Origin of the sequence: Collinsella sp. LCP19S3_A7 (assembly GCF_052121995.1) — a bacterium.
Taxonomy (GTDB): Bacteria; Actinomycetota; Coriobacteriia; order Coriobacteriales; family Coriobacteriaceae; genus Collinsella.
Genome location: NZ_JBQKDE010000051.1, coordinates 1 through 616, shown reverse-complemented (window position 1 = coordinate 616; position 616 = coordinate 1). Strand labels below are relative to the sequence as shown.

1 protein-coding gene is annotated in these 616 nt (G+C 67.0%); it reads right to left on the bottom strand.

All coding sequences use genetic code 11. The annotated features are described in order from the left end of the window. Window positions 1-85: 85 nt before the first annotated feature. Window positions 86-616, bottom strand: a 531-nt coding sequence (istB, locus tag ACTQV3_RS09270; protein WP_441536324.1) for an IS21-like element helper ATPase IstB, incomplete at its 5' end; no start/stop codon positions are given.

Genomic DNA, 616 nt, shown 5'->3' with positions numbered 1-616 from the left:
TGTGTTTCGTCAAGAGGATTTGAGCAAAAAGATCATCGGAAATTGAGCAGCCTGAGCATCGGAAGCGCGCACGCTTTTTGAGCGGCTAGCCCTCCTGCATGAGGGCATGGCGGACGCGGTAGGACTCGCCGCGGAACTGGACGAGCCTCCCGTGGTGGACGATGCGGTCGATCACGGCGGCGGCCATCTGGTCGTCCCCGAACACCGACCCCCACCTGCTGAACTCCAGGTTCGTGGTGATTACCACCGACTGCCTCTCGTATGCGTCGGCGAAGACCTGGAAGAGCAGCCTCGCCCCGTCCGAGTCGAGCGGGAGAAACCCGAGCTCGTCGATGACGAGCAGGCGGGCCTTGCCGATGAGCGCGGCCTCCCGGTCGAGCCTCCCGTCGTCGCGGGCGCGCCTCAGGCGCATCACGAGCGAGGACGCCGTGAAGAAGCGCGCCTCGAGCCTCCTCTCGCACGCCAGCGCGCAGAGGGCCGACGCCATGTGCGTCTTGCCGGTGCCGACGTCGCCCATGAGCACGAGGTCCTCCCTGCGCTCGACGAAGTCGAGCGCGAGCAGCGACTCGCGCCCCATGCCCTCCGGCCACGACACGGCCGACCAGTCGTAGCCGTC